Raw genomic sequence first — 18,610 nt, 5'->3', positions numbered from 1 at the left:
ATCCGGGCTAGTTTTGTTGTGCTGCCGACGACTGCTCCCGGTCGGCGGCGCGCGGCGGACGCAGCGCCGGCACCAGCGCCAACGTCGGCAGGAGCAGCAACGGCACCACCAGCAGCGCCCGCAGGACGCCGACGTGGTCGCCGAGCAGCCCCAGCAGCGGCGGGCCACCCAGGAAGGCCGTGTAGCCGATCACGGCGACGACGCTGACCCGTACCGCCGCGTGCGCCTCCTCGTCGGCCGCCGCGCTCATGCCGACGGGGAAGCCGAGTGACGCGCCGATCCCCCACAGCGCGACACCGACGATGGCCACCGGTCCCGAGCCGGCCAACACGGCCAACGTCGCGCCGGCGGCGGCGAGCAGGACGGTGCCGGTGAGGACCGGCACCCGCCCCCAACGGTCCAGCGCGACCGTGCCGGCGGTGCGACCGAGGGTCATGCCGACGACGAACACGCCGAAGACCGCCGCGCCGGCCGCCTCGCTCAGGTCCCGGCCGTCCACGAACGCGACCGCCAGCCAGTCGTTGGCGCTGCCCTCGGTGAAGGCCGCCACCAGCACGAACAGCCCGATCAGCAGGGTGCGCGGCTCGCGCCAGGCGGCGAGCTGGGCCCGCCGACGACCGGCCGGGGTGGTGTCCGTCGGCCCGTTGGCCGCGTCCACGGCGGGCTGGGGCAGGTACGCCCGGGACGCGAAGACGGTGCCGACCAGGACCACCACGGCCACCACGGCGAGGTGCGCGCCCACCGGCACGTCCAGGCGGGCCGCGCCGGCGCCGACGCCCGCGCCGGCCACCGACCCGAGGCTCCAGGCCGCGTGGAAACGGGGCATGACGGTACGCCCCAACCGACGCTCCACCGCCGCGCCCTCGACGTTCATCGCCACGTCACACGCGCCGGAGCCGTAGCCGAAGGCGACCATCCCCAGCGCGACGACGGCGGCCGACCCGGCGACCGTCGCGCCCAACCCGGCCACGATCAGGCCCACCGCGACCAGCACGGTGGCGAGGGTCACCGTGCGGGCGGAGCCGAGGCGCTGGGCGAGCAGCCCGGACGTCGGCATGGCGAGCAGCGCGCCGACGCTCAACGCGAGCAACAGCAGCCCGAGGCGGCCGGCGGACAGATCCAGCGCCTCCCGGACGGCCGGCACCCGGGAGAACCAGCTACCGACGGCCAGGCCGTTCAGGGTGAAGGTCAGGGCGACACCGTTGCGGGCGAGCACGATGGCCCGCGTCGGCGCGGCGGCGTCCGGGGCGACGGCGGGACTGGTGGGGGCACTCAAGGGGGTGGTCCTCTTCCTGGGGGGTGATCTCCTGGCACGATCGCACACCTGAGAGCGCTACCACCACAAGCGGGCCCCGCCCCTTACCGCAGGCCCGCAGGTCGGGGGATGATGGCTGGCAGGCGCACGCCCGCCGGGGGCGGGCGTCGTCGGGGAGGACACGATGATGGCAGCGGCACCGCGCCCAGCCACCCTGGAGGACGTCGCTCGGGCCGCCGGAGTGTCCCGGTCCACCGCCTCGCGGGTGATCGCCGGCACCGGGTTCGCCTCGCCGGCCGCCCGGGCACGGGTGGTGACGGCCGCCGACCAGCTCGGCTACGTGCCCAACCCGGCCGCGCGCGCACTGGTCCGCGGCGGCGGCGTGCGGCTGGTGGTGGCCGCCCTGGGCACCAGCGCGGCCGTGCTGGACGACCCGTACGTGGACCGCGTGGTCGGCTCGGCCGCCCGGGTGTGCGCGCCGGCCGGCGTCGGGGTGGCCCTGCACTGGCTGCCGCTGGGTGACCCGCGCGGCCTCGACCAGCTCGCCGCCGACCGCAGCGTGTGCGGGGTCGTGCTGGTCAACACCACCGAGGACCTGCTGGCGGCCGTACCCCGGGCGCTGCACGGCCGGATCGCCTCGATCGGCATCGGCTCGGCCACGGTGCCGTCGTTCGACGTCGACAACACCACCGGCGCGGGCGCGGTGTTACGCCACCTGTACGGCACGGGCTGCCGCCGGATCGCCATGGTGACCGGTCCGCGGTGGCTGCCGTGCGCGCAGCGGCCGGTGCGGGCGTACCGCCACCTGATGCGCGAGGCCGGCCTGCCGGAGCGGGTTGTGCGGGGGGACTTCACGGCGGCGCGGGGCCGGGAGGCGGCCGGCGAGGCGCTGCGGCGCTGGCCGGACGTCGACGCGATCTACGCGATCAGCGACGAGACGGCCCTGGGCGTGATCGCGGAGCTGCGCGAGGACGGCGTCCGGGTGCCCGGTGACGTCGCGGTGGCCGGCTTCGACGACATCCCGCTGGCCGGCATGACCGCGCCGGCGCTGACCACCGCGAGCCACCCCGTGGGCCGGATCGCCGCCGCGGCGGCCGCCGCCGTGCTGGCCGGTCGCCCGGGAGCGCCGGTGACGCTCTTCCCGTCCGACCTGGTGGCCCGGGACAGCGCCTGAGCGGCCGCCCGGTTAACCGGCGGCCGGCCGGGTAACCGCCTCGCACCTCTCGTCGACCGCGAGGAGTTGGTGGCCCGTGTCCGACCCCGTGCCGCCGAGCCGGGCGCCCGCGCAGGGTCACCGGCACGGCCGGTTGACCACCCGCCCACACCCGCCGGTGGTGACCGGGCCGACCGGCATCGTGCCGCTGCCCGGCGGTGACGGTGGTCGGCCCGCGATGGCGTACGTGCCGGAGCCGGCCGCCGACGGGGCCGCGTACCGGCTGGTGGTGCTCCTGCACGGGGCGGGTGGTTCCGCGCGGCACGGACTGGACCTGCTGCTCGCGGAGGCGGACGCGCAGCACCTGCTGCTGATCGCCCCGCAGTCGTCGGCGACCAGTTGGGACCTGATCGCCGGTGGCCTCGGGGTGGACGTCGGGCACATCGACGCGTTGCTGGCCAGCGCGTTCGACGGCTACCCCGTACAGGGTGTGACGCTCGGCGGTTTCTCCGACGGAGCCTCGTACGCGCTCTCGCTGGGCCTGGCCAACGGCGACCTGGTCGACGCGGTGCTGGCCTTCTCCCCCGGCTTCGCCGCGCCGCCGGTCGTCCGTGGGCGACCACGGATCTTCGTCTCGCACGGGGTGGACGACCCGGTGCTGCCCGTCGACGTGTGCAGCCGCCGCTTCGTGCCGCACCTGCGCGGAATCGGCTACGACGTCACCTACGAGGAGTTCACCGGCGGCCATGAGCTGCCCGCGGAGATCCGGGCGAGGGCCACCGGGTGGCTCACCGGATGACCCTCGGTGTCGGTCAGACGGCGGGTAGGCCGAGGGCCGCGTCCACGCGGGCCAGGACGGCGACGTCGTCGTCGGGATGCACGCCCCGCAGCAGGTCGATCGCCGTCGCCCGGACCTGGCCGATGATCATGGCGAGGGGGAGGGTCTGGGTCGACCCGAAGAGCTGCCCCGCGGTACGGACGGCCGCCAGCGCCGCCTCGTCCGCCCGCAGGGCGTGCCGGTCGGCGACCTCCTCCTGCCCGTCCAGGTCGGCGGCGAGCGCCGCGCCGGCCTCCCGGACCGCCTCCACCAGGCAGCGCAGCGCGTCGCCCAGCTCGGCCGGGGTGGAGGTCCCGAGTCGACTGAGCGTCACGCCCGCGCGGGCCAGCACCCGGACGTTGCGGACCACGTAGTCGATCTGCCGGACCGACTCGTCCACCGACCGCAACCGGCCGATGTGTCGGCGTCGGCGCACGTTGAGCCGCAGCGCCTCGCCGGCGGCCAGCACGCCGTCCCGCAGCCCGTCGACCCGGGCGTCCATGCCCCGGGCGCGCGCCAGGGCGGCCACCGCCGCCGGCTCGTCGCGCCCGTCCAGCGCGTCGGCGATCCCGCCCAGCAGGCCGGCCAGCTCGTCGAACGTGCGCCGCACCTCGACGACGAGCGGCGCGAGCGGGTGCCGGGCGTCGACGAGCAGGCTGACGGCGAGCGCCACCGCGCCGCCGATCAGCGCGTCGACGAAGCGGAACGGCACCAGCGACCCGTCCGGCGGCGCGACCACCACCAGGTAGAGCGCGGAGACGGCGGCCTGTACGAGGGTGACGCCGGTGGCCCCGAAGGCGACCGCGAGCAGGACGGTGAGCAGGATGACCGTGCAGACCGTCCAGGTGCTGCCGGGGCCCAGCGCCTGCACGACCAGGTCCGCGACGAGCACCCCGGCGGCCACCCCGAGCACGACCTCGACGGCCCGCCGGATGCGCTGCCCACGGGCCTGACCGAGGACGATCAGCGCGGCGGCCGGCGCGAAGAACGGCTGCGGATGCCCGAGCAGGCGGGTGGCGAGCAGCCAGGCCACGGTCGCCGCGACGGTCGCCTCCAGCACCGGCCGCCACCCCTGCCGCAACCGGTGGCCGGCGACCCGCAGGCCCGCGAACCACGCCATCGGCACCTCCCACCGGTCGACCGACGCGTTGTGCGGCCGTCAGCGATCACCGGCGTCCGCCGGCTCGCTCTCCGCGATCGTCCACCATCGGCCGGCGGAGCCGCCGACCGGGCCGCCCGCCGGCCGCCGTCGCGTCCGGCGCGCGATCACCGGCTCCGGTCACCTCCCGGTCAGGGCGCGCAGCAGCGTACGGACGGCGTCCGCGAGATCGGCGCGGCTGTCCGGGGTGCCGGGGGTCGGGGCGGTGAGCGCTCCCGCGCCGACCAGCCGGTCGAAGAGGAGCCCGTCGACGTACGCGACGAACTGGTCGCCCTGCCGGTCCGGGTCGGTGGCGCCGGCGCGGGTCAGCAGATCGCGGGACTGGGCCCGGATGCCGATGCCGTGTCGCAGGATGCCGCGTAGTTCGGGGCGGTGCACCGCCTCCAGCAGGCAGGCGTAGCGGGTCAGGGTACGGCTGCGTCCGACGCCCAGCCAGCGGTCGAGCACCTCGGCCACCCCGGCGGCGAGCTGGTCGAGGTCGTCGCCGTCCAGGCGGGGGCCCGCCTGCGGGGCGGGCGGCTCGGTCGGCAGGTCGTACGCGGCCAGGTCGGCCCGGTCACGCTCGACGAGGCGCCGCACCACCGCCTCGATCAGCGCCTGGCGGGTGCGCAGGTACGCCGAGGTGGTGCCGGGCGGCAGCTCGGCGCGGGCGTCGACGGCCCGGTGGGTGAGCGCCCGCATGCCGCCGTCGGCGATCAGCTCGATGGCCGCGTCGGTCAACAGCGCGATCCGGTGGGCGCGGGCGTTCAACGGGGTTCCTCCTCTGCGCGGTGCGCAGGTAGTATCCCCTTCTACAGGTGTAGAAGGGTGGACGACATGGACGAGCCACACGCGGTGGTGGTCGGCGGCGGCATCGGGGGGCTGAGCGCGGCGCTCGCCCTGCACCGGCGTGGCTGGCGGGTCACCGTCCTGGAACGCGCCCCCGAACTGCGCGAGGTGGGCGCCGGGTTGAGCCTGATGGCCAACGCGCTACGCGCCCTGGACGCCCTCGGCCTCAGCTCTGCCCTGCGGTCCAACGCACACGCCGAGGCCCCCGGCGGGGTCCGCGACCGGCGGGGCCGGTGGCTGTCCCGCATGGACGCGGCAGAGATGGTCCGACAGCTTGGCACCAGCGCGCTCGGCGTCCACCGGGCCACCCTGCACCGCATCCTGCGCGAGGCGCTGCCCGCGTCGTCGCTGCACACCGGGACCGAGGTCGAGCACATCGACTCCGACTCCGACCACGCGACGGTGCGCTACCGCGGGCCCGACGGCCCGCGAACCCTCCACGCCGACCTGGTGGTCGGTGCCGACGGCCTGCGCAGCCGGCTGCGCGCCCAGCTCTGGCCGGAGATTCCCGCCCCGGTGTACGCGGGCTCGACGGCCTGGCGGGCCGCCATCGCGTTCCCGGAGCCGATCCCGACGGCGATCACCTGGGGCCCGGCCGCCGAGTTCGGCATGGTGCCGATCGGCGACGGCTGGCTCTACTGGTACGCGGCCCGCAACGCCCCGCCCGGCGGCCACGCCCCGGACGAGCTGGCGGCGGTTCGGGAGCACTTCGGCACGTGGCACGACCCCATCCCCGCGCTGCTGGCGGCCACCCCACCCAAAGTGGTTCTCCGCAACGACATCCACCACCTGGCCACGGCGCTGCCGTCCTACGTGCGGGGACGGGTGGCGCTGCTCGGCGACGCGGCCCACGCGATGACGCCGAACCTCGGGCAGGGCGCCGGCCAGGCCATCGAGGACGCGGTGGTGCTCGGCGCGGCCTGCGCCGGGGGCGCGCAGGGGTTGCCGGCCGCCCTGGCGGCGTACGACGAGCAGCGTCGCCCCCGCACCCAGGCCATCGCCCGCGCGTCCCTGCGCGCCGGGCGGTACGGCCAGCAACTGCGGAACCCTCTCGCCCTCGCGGCCCGTACCGCCGCGCTGCGCCTCGTCCCGGCCAGCGTCACGCTGCGGAGCATGACCTGGTGCGTCGACTGGCGGCCGCCGCAGGGCTGAGTCGCCCGTCATTCCGGCCGGCGGCGCAAAGCTTCAGTCTATTCTTCGGGGCCGCTCTCCGCTTCGGCCAAATACGACAGTGCGCCGGTACAATCGGCGACTACCTTGTGACCAATCGCTGACTGCTCGTGGTGAATTGGATCACACACACTGAGCGCATGAACAGGAGCGTCAACCGCGGTAGGGCACTCCGCGTCGCGGTGTGCCTCCTTCTTCTCGGCGCGTTGAGCGGCTGCATGCAACTCAACATGGGGCTCACCGTGAACGCCGACGACACGGTCGACGGGCAGTTGCTGCTGACCGCCCAGAAGTCGGTGCTGAGCTCCCAGAACAAGAACGTCCCGGCCGCGTTCGCCGAGCTGCGGAAGAACATTCCGGCGCTGCCTCCCGGCGAGGAGACGGGCTACGAGGACAGCAAGCTCTTCGGCGCACAGATCAATTATCGCAGGGCGCCGCTGGCCGGCTTCGACAGCGAGAGCGTCAAACTGGTCCGGGACGGCGAATTCTACCGTTTCACGTTACCGCTGGATCCGAAGAAATACGGCGGGAAAGCCGCCCAGCAGAATCCGCAACAGCAGCAGGCCTTCCTCAAGCTGATGTCGTTCGAGATCTCGGTGACCTTTCCCGGACGGGTGATCGACACCAATGGCACCGTCAACGGTCGATCGGTCACCTGGAAGGTCGACGCCAACCAGGACAAGCCGATGGAACTGCGCGCCGTCGCCGAGGCGCCGCCGCGCCCCTCGGCCTCGCCGGCAGCCGCCGACACCGACTCGGGTGGTTTCCCGTGGCTGCTGGTCGTCGGCGGCGTGCTCCTGCTGCTCGTCCTCACCGCTGTGGCCGTACTCCTGTTGCGTCGCCGTCGCTCGACGGCGCCGGCGGCAGCCGGTCCGACCGCGACCGACCCGACCGCGCCCGGCCCGACCCCGCCGGGGCCGCCCGCCGGCGCGCCCGGGCCCGGCTGACGCATCCGGTGGCCGGCCTCCGCCGGCCGCGTCCCCGCTCCGGCCGCCCCGCGACGGCGGCGACCGGCGTCGGCACTCCCCGCGCGGGAGCGCCGGCCTCACCACCACCACATCCCGGTCGCACCACTGCAGAAAAGGGGGGATCGCCGTGAACGATCTCTTCACCTGGGCAGCCCTGGGCAGTCTCGCCGGAGCGAGCGCCGCCACCCTGCTGGCCACCAACGTCATCGGCGGGTTGATCGGTCCGAGCGGCGACAAGCTGCGCAAGTGGATCGCCATCGCCATCGCCCTGCTGCTGTCCTACCTCTCGGCGGTGTTCGCCGACGAGGTCGGCGGCGAGAAGTGGGTCATCGCGTTCTTCAACGCGCTGGTCATCTTCTCCGCCGCGCTCGGCGTCAACCAGTTCCCGCCCGGCAACCGCCAGGCGACACCCACCCAACTCGCGAGCGGTCGCGAGCCCCGGGTCTTCCGCTCCTGGGTCTGAGGGGGTGTCGTCATGATCTTCGGAATCCTCAGCGCGGTGATCCAGATGGCTGCCGGCGCGGTCCTCGGCCTGCTGGCCGGCGGGCCGATCGGCCTGCTCGTCGGGGCCGTCGTGGGCCTGCTGGTCGGGGCCGTGTTCGGCTGGGCGGTCACCTCCGCCGGGGTGTACGCCCCGGACGCCCGCGGCATCGTCCTCTTCGTCGTCGACCACACGTGGAGCCTGCTCAACACGGTGGTCGGGGCCGTCTACCTGGTCGTGCATCTCGTCTTCGGGCACTCGTTGGACCGGCCCACGTCGGCCGCCAGCGGCCGGGTCTGCGTGGTGCAGGGGGTCTCCCCGCGCTACGCCACCACCATCGGCACCGTCTGCGCGGGCTCCAACTCCGGCATCCAACGCCACGAGGACGTGCACATCTTTCAGGCGCGACTGCTCGGACCGCTGTACATCCCGCTGGTGCTGGCGAACTACGCGCTCTTCACCATCGCGCCGATCTGGCTGATCTACCACGACCACACCAACGCGCCGATCAACCGGTTCACCCGCTACTTCGAGATCGGCGTCTACCCGCACGTGTGGAACGAGGCCATCGCGTACCGCATCCAGGGGACGCCGCCGCGATGACCGTTGACGGGCGCGGACCGATCGAGACGGCCACCGCCGAGCTGGTCGAATGGCTGACCGGCGCGGCGGGGGAACCCGTCCCGATCGGTCCACCCCGCGCGGGCGGCGACGCCGACGGGCTGACCCTGTGGCCCCTCGAACTGCGCCCGGCCCAGCAGACCCGCTCCAGCGGCGCGGTCCGCGAACCGTACCGGTTCACGGTCCGCTACCTGCTCAGCGTGGCCGGTCCGGCCGGGCTCGCCGTGCTGGACCGGGTGCTCGCCGCCACGACCCGGGACGGCCGCTACCCGGTGGTGCTGGAGGCCGGAGCGGCGGCGCTGTGGCACGCGCTGGACGCCGCGCCCCGCCCGGCGCTGCTGATCGACGTACCGGCTCAGGTGGACCACCCGACACCGGCCGCGCCCCCGGTCCTGCGGCCGCTGCGGCTGCGTCAGGTCGCGGTGCGCGCGCTCGCCGGCCGGGTCGTCGGCCCGCAGGACCAGCCCCTCGCCGCCATGCGCGTCGAGGTGCCCGGCACGGCGTCCGCGACCCGCACCGGGCCCGACGGCCGGTTCCTGATCGCCGGGGTCCCGCACGACCCCGAACACCCTCATCCGGTACGGCTGCGACTGAGCGGTCGCGGGCTCGTGCTCACCGCCGACGTGGACGCGGACGACGACGACATCGTCATCGTCTGCGCGCCACCGACCCACTGACGCCCGCCCCACACAGGAGGACCGATGCCCAGCTACTTCTCCCCCGGCATCTACGTCGAGGAGGTCCCCAGCGGCGCCCGACCGATCGGACCGGTGAGCACCAGCATCGCCGCGTTCGTCGGCGTCGCCCCGAACCGCGACGCCCACCTGGGCAAGGCCGTACCGGTCAACAACTGGACCGAGTTCCTACGGCTCTTCGCCGACGGCGACCAGGTCGAGAGCACCCCCCTCGCGCGGGCCGTCTTCGGTTTCCTGGACAACGGGGGCGCGCGCTGCTGGGTGGTCAACGTCGGCGACGGCGGCGCGATCACCGGCGCCGGCAAGCAACGCGGCGGCCTGCAACTGCTGGAGGCCGTCGACGAGATCTCCATCATCGCCGCTCCGGGCTTCTCCGACCCGGTGTCCCACGACGCGCTGATCAGCATGGCCGAGCGGACCCGCACCATGGTGGCGATCTGCGACCCGGCCCCGGACATCGACGACATCTCCGCGCTGACCCGGGTCGCCACCCCGTCCTCCGGCAAGCCGCCGAAACCCGCCGAGGGTGCGGGCCCTGCCGCTGGTCCGGGCGGCGGGGAGGGACCGCCGGCGTACCGGCCCCGGCAGTCCGAGTTCGCCGCGTTCTACTACCCGTACCTGCAGGTCCGTGACCCGATCACCGGCGAGCTGGAACTGACCCCGCCGAGCGGGCACCTGGCCGGCATCTGGGCCCGCACCGATGCCCTGCGCGGCGTGCACAAGGCGCCGGCCAACGAACCCGTCCGGGGCGCCGTCGACCTCGGCTACCGGGTCACCCGCCCCGAGCACGACGTGCTCAACCCCAAGGGCGTCAACGTGATCCGCTACTTCGCCGGCGAGGGCATCCGCGTCTGGGGCGCCCGTACGCTCGCCGCCGAGGCCAGCGAGTGGCGCTACCTCAACGTCCGGCGGCTCAGCATCGCCATCGAACAGGCCATCGCCAACGGCACCCGGTGGATGGTCTTCGAACCGAACGACTTCACCCTCTGGCGCTCGATCCGGCGCGACATCGGGGCGTTCCTCACCCGGGTGTGGCGCGACGGCGCGCTGCTGGGGCGCAGCCCCGAGGAGGCGTTCTTCGTCAAGTGCGACGAGGAGACCAACCCGCCGGACGTCCGCGACGCCGGCATGGTGATCGCCCACATCGGCATCGCCGTCGTCAAGCCCGCCGAATTCGTGGTGTTCAAGCTCAGCCAGTGGGCCGGCGGCACCGAGACCGAGACGATCGGAGGCTGACATGGCCACCCCCGCCACCCCACAGCCCGGCGCGCCCGTCGACCCGTACCGGGCCTACAACTTCCGGCTGCTCATCAACGGCGTCACCAACGGCCACTTCACCGAGATGAGCGGACTGGAGGTGAACATCCCCGGGCAGCCGTACCGGGAGCACGGCCCCGGACCGACGCGGATGGTCCCCGGCCAGGCCGAGTACGAGCCGGTGACACTGCACTTCGGCCTCACCGCGTCCCGTGAGCTGTGGGACTGGGTGAACGCCACCGCCAAGGGCACCCTCAACCGCCGCAACGTGTCGGTGGTGCTGCTCGACGCGGCGGGCACCGCCGAGGTGCTGCGCTGGAACCTGATCGACGCGTGGCCCACCCGGTGGCGCGGAGCGCACCTCAACACGGTGAGCCACGAGATCGCCATCGCGTCGCTGACGCTGCGCTACGAGGGCCTCGAACTGGAGGCCGGCGGTGCCGCCGCGCCGACGCCCGCGTAGCTGGCTGGCCGGTCGCCTCCGCTCGGTGGCCGGCGCGGTGCAGCGCCTCGCCGGACGCGTCGACACCCCGACCGCCGAGCCGGAACGTCCGGCGGACCCGCCGCGTCGTCTCGGCGAGCCGCCGCAGCACTGGGTGGACCTGGTCGCCGCGCACGCCCCCGGCCTGCTCCGTGAGCTGGACCTCGACGTCGACCAGGCCGCGCCGACGCGGGACGAGACCCCGCCATCACGGCGGCAGGACCGCTCGGGCGACCCGGTCGACTCGGCCTCCCCTCGGGTCGCCGGTCGGACCGGCCGGCCGGTCGCCGCCGCCCACGGCCGACCCGGCGACCCGCACCCGCGCGCCCGACCGGTTGGCGCTGGTGATCACGCCTACCCTGGCCCCGGGCCGGACGGTCCCGGACACCCGGACGGCGAATCCGAACGACGGCTCCCGAAGATTCGACCAGCGACCCCGGACGGCGCGACATCGTCGAGCGGGACGGCCCGGTCCGACGGCGCAGCGTCGGCGAACGGGCGGGACGGCGCGGCGAGCGTCGGCAGGCCGTTCCGAGCGCCCGGTGTCGCCCACCCCGGGCAGACGGTCGCCACCCCCGGCACCGCGACACAGCTACCCCCCACACCTGTGCCACCCGGCGAAGGTTTCGACACCTCCGCAAGGGCTTCCTCTCGACGACCCACTCTGGACGCCACGACGGCGCGGCACGGACGCGGCGGCGGGAGGGTGGACGGACCATCCTGGCCCGCTCTGCCGGGCGAGCCGGCCAGGCCGGCCCGGCTCGGAGAGCACCCCACCGAGCGGCACGCCCGGCCCCACGCCGGCCACCATCTCGAACAGCACCGCGACCGGCTCCCCGACCAACGGGCCGGGCGACTCGGAGAGCACCACCGCCGGGGACGCTCCAAGCCGTCGCCCGAGCAGCACGCGAACCGGCTTCCTGACCAGCAACCAACGGGCCGGCGCGGGGGGCCGGAGGGGCCCGACCAGCACGACACACCGCACCACGGCCAGCACACCCGGCCGGACCGCGACCAACGCGCCGACAACCCGTACGCCGATGGGCGGCGCGGCGGCGAGGTCGGGCGGTGGGACGCTCAACCGGGGTACCGGACGGGCACCGCCGAGGTCGACAGCGCCGGGCACTGGCCGGTGAGCGCGCCGTTCCCGTCGGCGGCCGTCGCGCCCGGCGTGGACCCGTGGCCGGCGCTACCGGATGACGGACCGCTGTGGACGGTGCCCGGCGCGACGCTCGACGCGGGCCACGAGCGCCGGCTCGACCGGGAGCAGGCGGGCGGCTGATGGAACGTGTGGCCTTCCTCATCGACTCCACCGGGGAGCGGGTGGACTGCCTGCTCAACCCGGAGACCGTGCAGGTGACCCGGCTCGCCGGCGTACGCCATCGGGGTGCGGGCGGCGCGCAGCTCACCGGTTCCGGTCTGGCCGACGACCCGCTGGTCTTCACCGGCGGTGGCCGTACGGAGTTGGTGCTGGATCTGCTCTTCGACGTCGACTTCGTCCAGGCGCAGGCGCGCCCCACCGACGTACGGATGCTGACCCGACCGTTGTGGATGCTGGCGGAGAACTCCGACGTCGAGCACGGCTGGCTGCGTCCGCCGCTGGTCCGGGTGGTCTGGGGCAAGACGTGGAACGTGCCGGGCGTGATCGTGGCGGTGGCCGAGCGGTTCGACGCGTTCACCGGTACCGGCTCGCCCCGGCGCTCCTGGCTGCGGCTGAAGCTGGTCCGGACCGCCGAGAGCGCCGACCAGGCGCAGGCCGGGTTCGCCGAGGAGCTCGCCGCGGCGAGTACGCCGGTGGCCGCGCCGGGCAGCGCCGTGGTCGCGGCCGGCGACGGGGCCACCGAGCCGGGCCACGCCGGGGTCCGTTTCGACCTGCTGGCCAACGACGCGCTCGGCTCGCCGCTGCGGTGGCGGCTGCTGGCCGAACACAACCGGATCACCGACCCGCTCGCGGTGCCGGCCGGTACGACCCTGGCGGTGCCCCCCGTCGGCTCGGGCGGCTCCGCGCCGGAGTCGACGCTCGGCGCGATGGCACGGGCCGGGGGGTCGTTCGTGGACGCCTCGATCGCCGCCGCCGCGAGTTGGGCCGCCTCGATCGCCGCCTCGACCGGGGCCGGCCCGACCGGAACGGCCGCCGCGAGCGGGACCGGCCCGACCGGCGGCGCACCAGTCGCGGGGGGTACGCCGTGACCAGCGTCGCGCCCCGGGCGCTGACCGTTCTGCTCGACGGCGTCGAGCTGAACGCCGTGGCCCGCCAGCGGATCCGCTCGCTGCGGGTGGCCGCCCGGCTCGACCAGCCGACCCAGGCCGAGCTGGTGCTCGCGACCGCGGCCGGCACCGCGGCGCTCGACCCGGCCGTGCGCACCGGAACGACCCTCGACGTACGGCTCGCCGACCACACCGACGCGCTGTTCGTCGGGGAGGTGACCTGCGTGGAGGTCGAGTACGCCGCTGATGGCGCGGTCGTGCTGCGGCTGCGGGCGTACGACGCGCTGCACCGGCTGCGCAAGCGGCAGGACCTGCGGGTCTTCACCTCGGTGACGGCGGCGGAGCTGGCCCGGGACCTGTGCGGCGGGGTGGGGCTGACCGTGACGGCCGAGGACGACGGCCCACGGCTGGAACGGTTGGTCCAGCACCGGCACAGTGACCTGGAGCTGCTCTGCGAGGTCGCCGGGCGGGCCGGGCTGCACCTGGCCGCCGACGGCGACGGCGTACGACTGGTGACCCTCGCCGGCTACGGTGAGCCGGTCCCGCTGACCCTCGGCGCGGGCGTGCACACCCTGCGGTTGTCCACGAACACGGACCAGGCCAGCGGCCCGAGCGTCGCATTGGGGTGGCACCCGCAGCGGGCCGAGCCGATCAGCCAGCGGGCCGACGAGGCGCGCTGCGGTCGGCCGTCCGGTGACCGTCCGGACCCGGCCGACGTGGGGGCCGACGGCGTCCGCACCAGCGTCGACCAGCCGGGACGCAGCGACGACGAGGTGGCCGCGCTGGCCCAGGCGCGACTGGACCTGCGCGCCGCCGCCCTGTCCACCGCCGAGGGGGTGGCCGAGGGTGACCCGGCGCTGCGGCCGGGCCGGCGGATCGACCTGGCCGGGGTTCCCGACCCCCTCGCGGGGGCGTACGTGCTGACCGAGGTGGTGCACACCGTGGACGGCGAGGGGTACCTCACCCGGTTCTCGACCGTGCCGCCGGCCGTGGCGCCGACGGCGGTCGCCGGCGCGGTCGTCACCCTCGGCACCGTGACCGACGTGGCCGACCCGGACGGGTTGGGCCGGGTACGGCTGACCCTGCCCGCGTACGGGGATCTGGACGCCGGTTGGCTCGGCGTGCTCTGCCCGGGTGCGGGACGCGGCAAGGGTCTGGTGGCGCTCCCCGATCCGGACGACACCGTGCTGGTGGTGCTGCCCGGCGGCGAGCCGGCCTCGGGCATCGTGCTGGGTTCGCTGTTCGGGGCCGTCGAGCCGTACGACGCGGGCATCGACGACGGTCGGGCCCGGCGCTGGACGCTGCGCACGGCCGGCGGACAGTCGATCGTCGTGGACGACGTCCAGCGCAGCCTGCGGCTCGGCACCGAGGGCGGCAGTTGGCTGGAGCTCACCCCCGAGCTGGCCACCCTGCACGCGGCGACCGACCTGGTGATCTCCGCACCGGGCCGGGCCATGGTGGTCCGCGCCCGGAGCGTGGACTTCCTGCACGCCGAGGCGACCGAGGACCCGACCACCGCGGCGCGGCAGGCCCGTTCGCTCGCCCGCGCCCACCACGAAGGAGGCGGCTGATGCGTTGGATCCACCGCGACTCGGTGATCGCCTGTGACCACGACGGCCGGGTCGAGAACCAACCGTCGCAGCGGTGGGTGACCGTCACCGCCGTGCCGGTGCTGGTGGACGACGACCCGGAGGGACGGAAGATCGTCGCCTGCCCGAACTACGGACCGACCATCAAACCGTGCGCGAAGACGCTGACCGTCCGCGTCGGCTACAGCGACTGGCTCCGCGTCGACGGACGCCGGGTGGTGCTCTCGCACCTGGAGGGGTTCACCGACGGCACACCGCCGGACGCGATCCACCACACCGTCCGCGACCCCCGACAGCGCTTCCTGGGGGCGGACCGGTGAGGGCGTTCCGCTTCGTCGGGGCCGGCTTCGACGCCGGCCGGGGCGGCGGGTTGGCCCTCACCGCGGCCGGCGGGCTGGCCATGACCGAGGGCGACGAGAGCGTACGCCAGGCGCTGTTCCTGCTCTTGTCGACGACGCCGGGCGAGCGGCTGATGCGGCCCGGGTACGGCTCCCGGCTGCACCGGCTGATCTTCGCGCCCAACGACGACACCACGGCCGGGCTGGCGATCCACTACGTGCGGCAGGCCATCGCCCGCTGGGAGCCCCGGGTCGAGGTCATCGACGTCGACGCCGGGCCCGACGTGGACGACGCGTGGCGGCTGGTGATCCGGCTGGACTACCGGGTGCGGGCCAGCCTGACGCCCGGTCAGTTGGTGTTCTCCGTGGATCTGCTCCCCGCCGACGACGAACCGGGAGAATCGTCATGACGCTGCCCGTGCCGCACCTGGACGACCGAGGTTTCCTCGACCTCGTCACCGAGGCCCGCGAGCGGATCCGCCAGTCCTGCCCCGGCTGGACCGACCTGTCGGCGCACGACCCCGGCATGGCGCTGGTGGAGGCGTTCGCGCACCTGACCGAGGTGATGATCTACCGGCTGAACCAGTTGCCGGAGAAGGCGTACGTGCAGTTCCTGAACCTGCTCGGGGTGGCGCGGCACGCGCCCACCGCGGCCTGGGCGGACGTGGTGTTCAGCCGGGCCGGCGCCGACACCTCGGCGGTGCGGATCCCGGCCGGGCTGCGGGTCGCGGCGGCGCGTGGCGCCGATCCCCGGCCCGTCGTGTTCGTCACGACCGAGCCGGCGACGCTGCCGGCCGGCGAGTCCTCGGTGACCGTCCGGATGCACCACTGCGAGCCGGTGGACGCGGAGCTGCTGGGTCTCGGCACCGGCCAGCCGGGGCAGGTGCTGCGCGCGGCCCGCGCTCCCCTGGCCCACACCGGCGAGCCGCTGGACCTGCTGCTCGGCGTGGAGGTGCCGACCGGCTCGGTGGAGCTGGGGGCGGCGGCCCGCGAGCACGAGGGCCACACGTTCGAGATCTGGCAACCGGTGGACAGCTTCGCCGGGCTCGGCCCGCAGGCCAAGGCGTACCTGGTGGACCGCTGCTCGGGCACCGTCACCTTCGCCCCGGCCCTGGACCTGCGGCCGTCCGCCGACGGCAGCGCCGGGCCGACGCCGGTGGCGGCCGTGCCCCCGGCCGGGCGGCAGGTCCGCCTCTGGTACCGGGCCGGCGGCGGTCCGGCCGGCAACGTCGCCGCCGGCACGCTGACCACCCTGCGCGATCCACTGCCCGGGGTACGCGTCGACAACCCCACCCGGGCGGCCGGCGGCCGGGAGATGGAGGCGTTGGAGTCGGTGCTGCTGCGCGGCCCGTACGAGTTCTTCGCCCAGCAGCGCGCGGTCACCGCCCGCGACTTCGAGGTCCTGGCCACCAGCTCGGGCGCGGTAGCGCGGGCCCGCGCGTTCACCCGCTCGGCCGTCTACAGCTTCGCCCGCCCGGGTGAGGTCGAGGTGGTGTTGGTGCCGTACGTGCCACCGGCGGCCCGACCGGGCGGCCGGCTGCCGGTGGCGGTGCTGCGCGAGTACGAGGTGCCCGAGGCCCGCCGCCGCGTCGAGGCGGACCTGGAACAGCGCCGGATGGTCGGTATCCGCTCGCGGGCGAGCTGGGCCCGGTTCAAGGCGGTGTCGGTGCGGGCCCGCGTGGTGGTGCGGCGGGAGGAGGACGTGGACGCGGTCCGGCGGCGCATCCACGACCGGCTGCACCAGACGCTCAGCCCGCTGCCCACCGCGCTCAACCCGAGCGGGTGGCCGTTCGGTGAGCCGCTGCGGGCGTCCAACGTGTACCGGCTGTTGGAGCAGGCCGAGCCGGGCGTGCGGTACGTCGAGTCGGTGCGGTTCGTGGTCGACGAGGCGCCCGACGCCAACGTCCGCGCCCTCGCCGTCGACGCGTACCAGCCGCGCACCTGGTACGCCGGGCGTGGCCCGGTGCTGTTCCGCTCCAGCAACGCGGGCTCGGGCTGGGAGCCGGCCGGCCGGTTCGACGACGACGAGACGGTGCTGCGGGTCGCGCCCGCCCCCGCCCCGGTGCGGCCCGGCATCGTGGCGCGTCCCGGCTCGGTGGCCGTGGTGACAGTGCGCGAGTCGGGCGGCTCCCGGGTACGACTGAGCACCGACCTGGGTGAGACGTGGTCGCTGCTGACCGACCTGGACTCGCGGATCTCCGACGTGGCGTGGCTGGACCGCGACGGCGCGGGAGCGCTGCTGGTCGCGACCGACACCGGGCTGTACGAGGTGTCGCTGCTGCCCGGCGCGGTGCCGTTGCAGATCCTCGTCGACCCTTCCGACGCCGACCGGGGCTTCTACGCGGTCCGCGCCTTCGTCTCCGAGCGCGGCGCGCCGGGCGTGGCGGTCGCGGCGCAGGCCAGCTTCGGGGTGTACCTGTCGACGGCCGGCGGCCGGCCGGGCAGCTTCACGCACGTCGGGCTCTCCAACGTGGACAACCGGGTCCTCGCGGTGCAGTACGACGGCCCGGCCACCCTGCTGTGGAGCGGCGCGGGCGAGCCGGACCCGAAGAAGCCCGGTCAGGGCTGTCACCGCACCCGGCTGTTCGAGTCCGACGTCAAATGGCAGTCGGTGCAGGCCGGCTGGATCGGCGGCACCTGCCGGGATCTGGCGTTCGCCGGCCAGCAGGCGGTGGCCGCCACGCAGAGCGGCGGGGTGCTGCGGCTGGACACCCTGGCCGCCCAGCCGCAGTGGCAACCGGTCTCGGTCAACTGCGGGCTGCCGTTGCGCGACCGGACCCGGTTCGTGCCGGTCGACGCCGTCGCCGTGAGCGGCCCTGCCGCGGCGGCCGTCGGCACGGGCGGTCCGGCGGCCTCCGGCGCGGGCGGTCCGGCGGCGGACCGGCTGGTGCTGGCCTGCGGCGAGCGCGGCGTCTACCGCAGCGCCGACACGGTCACCTGGACCGCCAGCGCCAACCAGGCCACCGCCGACGTGGTGACCGTCCCGGACACGTGGCTGCTCTGCTCCGGCGAGCACGACATCGAGGTGGTGCGCCAGGATGCGACGCTCGGCGATTGAGCGGCTGCTGCCCGCCGCGTACCAGCGGGCATGCGTGCCGGGCAGCGTGCTCTGGGCGCTGCTGGACGTGATGGAGGGACTGCACGCCCCGGACGAGGCGATCCTCGCCGAGGTGGACGCCCTGTTCGACCCGTACCGGGCCCCCGAGGACATGGTCGTACGCCTGACCCGCTGGGTGGCGATGGACCACGTGGTGGCGTCGCACCGACCGGACGCGCCGCTGCCCCTGCCGGTCGGGCGGCTACGGGACCTGGTGGCCCACGGCGCGCTGCTGGCGCGGTGGCGCGGCACCCCGTACGGGATGCGACGGGCCCTGGAGGTGGCGACCGGGGTGAGCGGCTTCGCCATCGACGAACCCGACGAGAGGCCCTTTCACATCGTGGTGCGGGTGCCGGCGGACGCCGCCGACCACCTCGCCGTGATCACCCGCATCGTCGAGGCGGAGAAGCCGGCGGCGACCACCGCCGAGGTCGTCCTCGCCGCCTCGCCACCATCGGATCAGCCGACCGCGGCACCGTCCGCTTAAGGAGCC

Annotated in this window: 19 protein-coding genes; 16 read left to right on the top strand and 3 right to left on the bottom strand. The window is 74.9% G+C overall.

The annotated features are described in order from the left end of the window. Positions 1-7 precede the first annotated feature (7 nt). A complete protein-coding gene (locus tag AB0I89_RS01405) occupies positions 8-1,276 on the bottom strand; it encodes an MFS transporter (protein ID WP_357118302.1) in 1,269 nt (422 codons plus the stop codon). A 163-nt stretch (positions 1,277-1,439) separates the two neighbouring features. On the opposite strand from AB0I89_RS01405, the gene AB0I89_RS01400 reads away from it, so the two are divergent. Then, on the top strand, positions 1,440-2,429 hold the full coding sequence (locus AB0I89_RS01400) for a LacI family DNA-binding transcriptional regulator (RefSeq protein ID WP_357118299.1): 990 nt from the start codon (positions 1,440-1,442) through the stop codon (positions 2,427-2,429). A 76-nt stretch (positions 2,430-2,505) separates the two neighbouring features. Further along, positions 2,506-3,207 carry a phospholipase gene (locus tag AB0I89_RS01395; RefSeq protein ID WP_357118296.1) on the top strand — a complete coding sequence of 234 codons (702 nt, stop codon included), beginning with the start codon at positions 2,506-2,508 and terminating at the stop codon, positions 3,205-3,207. Between the two features lie 13 nt (positions 3,208-3,220). Here AB0I89_RS01395 and AB0I89_RS01390 read toward each other — a convergent pair whose 3' ends face one another. Beyond that, the gene (locus tag AB0I89_RS01390) at positions 3,221-4,345 is read right to left on the bottom strand and encodes an FUSC family protein (RefSeq protein WP_357118293.1); all 1,125 of its coding nucleotides are present in this window, start codon (positions 4,343-4,345) and stop codon (positions 3,221-3,223) included. 159 nt (positions 4,346-4,504) lie between these two features. Beyond that, entirely contained in the window at positions 4,505-5,134 is a 630-nt protein-coding gene (locus tag AB0I89_RS01385) for a TetR/AcrR family transcriptional regulator (protein WP_357118290.1), read from the bottom strand. A 66-nt stretch (positions 5,135-5,200) separates the two neighbouring features. Between AB0I89_RS01385 and AB0I89_RS01380 the strand changes: the two genes are divergently transcribed. The 14 genes from AB0I89_RS01380 to AB0I89_RS01315 all read left to right on the top strand — a co-directional run bounded on the left by AB0I89_RS01380 (position 5,201) and on the right by AB0I89_RS01315 (position 18,604). After that, on the top strand, positions 5,201-6,364 hold the full coding sequence (locus AB0I89_RS01380; protein WP_357118287.1) for an FAD-dependent oxidoreductase: 1,164 nt from the start codon (positions 5,201-5,203) through the stop codon (positions 6,362-6,364). A gap of 158 nt (positions 6,365-6,522) precedes the next feature. Beyond that, on the top strand, positions 6,523-7,329 hold the full coding sequence (locus tag AB0I89_RS01375; protein WP_357118284.1) for a DUF3153 domain-containing protein: 807 nt from the start codon (positions 6,523-6,525) through the stop codon (positions 7,327-7,329). 148 nt (positions 7,330-7,477) lie between these two features. Next, entirely contained in the window at positions 7,478-7,813 is a 336-nt protein-coding gene (locus AB0I89_RS01370; RefSeq protein WP_357118280.1) for a hypothetical protein, read from the top strand. Between the two features lie 12 nt (positions 7,814-7,825). Beyond that, positions 7,826-8,434, top strand: a complete 609-nt coding sequence (locus AB0I89_RS01365; protein WP_357118277.1) for a glycine zipper family protein — start codon at positions 7,826-7,828, stop codon at positions 8,432-8,434. Next, positions 8,431-9,129, top strand: a complete 699-nt coding sequence (locus AB0I89_RS01360) for a carboxypeptidase regulatory-like domain-containing protein (RefSeq protein ID WP_357118274.1) — start codon at positions 8,431-8,433, stop codon at positions 9,127-9,129. Before AB0I89_RS01365 ends, AB0I89_RS01360 begins: the two co-directional genes overlap by 4 nt. Before the next feature lie 24 nt (positions 9,130-9,153). Further along, positions 9,154-10,383 (top strand): phage tail sheath subtilisin-like domain-containing protein, encoded by a 1,230-nt coding sequence (locus AB0I89_RS01355; RefSeq protein ID WP_357118271.1) that lies wholly within the window; start codon positions 9,154-9,156, stop codon positions 10,381-10,383. A 1-nt stretch (position 10,384) separates the two neighbouring features. Beyond that, positions 10,385-10,867, top strand: a complete 483-nt coding sequence (locus tag AB0I89_RS01350) for a phage tail protein (protein ID WP_355051208.1) — start codon at positions 10,385-10,387, stop codon at positions 10,865-10,867. Beyond that, complete coding sequence (locus AB0I89_RS01345) at positions 10,842-12,167, top strand: hypothetical protein (protein WP_357118266.1); 1,326 nt, start codon at positions 10,842-10,844, stop codon at positions 12,165-12,167. The genes AB0I89_RS01350 and AB0I89_RS01345 overlap by 26 nt, the downstream gene beginning before the upstream one ends. Beyond that, positions 12,167-13,075, top strand: coding sequence for a hypothetical protein (locus AB0I89_RS01340; RefSeq protein ID WP_357118263.1), 909 nt, complete (start codon positions 12,167-12,169; stop codon positions 13,073-13,075). The genes AB0I89_RS01345 and AB0I89_RS01340 overlap by 1 nt, the downstream gene beginning before the upstream one ends. Then, a complete protein-coding gene (locus AB0I89_RS01335) occupies positions 13,072-14,664 on the top strand; it encodes a contractile injection system protein, VgrG/Pvc8 family (protein ID WP_357118260.1) in 1,593 nt (530 codons plus the stop codon). The genes AB0I89_RS01340 and AB0I89_RS01335 overlap by 4 nt, the downstream gene beginning before the upstream one ends. Then, a complete protein-coding gene (locus AB0I89_RS01330) occupies positions 14,664-15,002 on the top strand; it encodes a hypothetical protein (protein WP_357118257.1) in 339 nt (112 codons plus the stop codon). The genes AB0I89_RS01335 and AB0I89_RS01330 overlap by 1 nt, the downstream gene beginning before the upstream one ends. Continuing rightward, complete coding sequence (locus AB0I89_RS01325; RefSeq protein WP_355051213.1) at positions 14,999-15,430, top strand: GPW/gp25 family protein; 432 nt, start codon at positions 14,999-15,001, stop codon at positions 15,428-15,430. The genes AB0I89_RS01330 and AB0I89_RS01325 overlap by 4 nt, the downstream gene beginning before the upstream one ends. Continuing rightward, a complete protein-coding gene (locus AB0I89_RS01320; RefSeq protein ID WP_357118254.1) occupies positions 15,427-18,078 on the top strand; it encodes a putative baseplate assembly protein in 2,652 nt (883 codons plus the stop codon). The genes AB0I89_RS01325 and AB0I89_RS01320 overlap by 4 nt, the downstream gene beginning before the upstream one ends. Further along, complete coding sequence (locus AB0I89_RS01315) at positions 18,059-18,604, top strand: phage tail protein (protein ID WP_357118251.1); 546 nt, start codon at positions 18,059-18,061, stop codon at positions 18,602-18,604. The genes AB0I89_RS01320 and AB0I89_RS01315 overlap by 20 nt, the downstream gene beginning before the upstream one ends. Positions 18,605-18,610: the final 6 nt, after the last annotated feature.

This window comes from Micromonospora sp. NPDC049801 (assembly GCF_040656575.1).
In the GTDB taxonomy this organism is placed as follows: Bacteria; Actinomycetota; Actinomycetes; order Mycobacteriales; family Micromonosporaceae; genus Micromonospora.
The sequence above is the reverse complement of the archived record's forward strand: the minus strand, read 5'-3'. Positions and strand labels throughout refer to the sequence as shown.